The following is a 403-nucleotide window of genomic DNA, read 5'->3' on the forward strand; positions in this document are numbered from 1 at the left end:
AATAACGGATATACACCCAACCCAACCCCATCAAACCCACCCCAGCCAACTCCAGTAAGTCACCGCAAACACCACCATCAACAAATAACCAACCAGCGTCACCAAAACCCCAACCTTGGCAAACTGCCGCGCCGTAAACGTCCCCGTCCCCAGACACACCATATTCTGCGGCGCATTGATCGGCAGAATAAACCCATAACTCATCACAAACCCCAACAGCATCGTCATCCCCAGCCGACTGAACTCCCCCGGCAACGTCTGCAACACCGCAATCAAAATCGGCAGCAGCGCCGAGGTCAACGCCGTGGCACTGGCAAACCCCAAATGAATCACAATCAAAAACGCCCCCAGAATCGCAAACACCCCCAGCGGCCCCACCTCTGCCCCTTATACACATCTCCGA

1 pseudogene is annotated in these 403 nt (G+C 55.1%); it reads right to left on the minus strand.

Annotated features, from left to right (window positions below):
• Positions 1-30: 30 nt before the first annotated feature.
• Positions 31-381, minus strand: a pseudogene (locus HX812_RS31930) (anion permease); the annotation flags it as partial.
• Between the last annotated feature and the right edge of the window lie 22 nt (positions 382-403).

It is taken from the genome of Pseudomonas sp. IPO3749 (assembly GCF_013386605.1).
GTDB classification, from domain to species: Bacteria; Pseudomonadota; Gammaproteobacteria; order Pseudomonadales; family Pseudomonadaceae; genus Aquipseudomonas; species Aquipseudomonas azotoformans_A.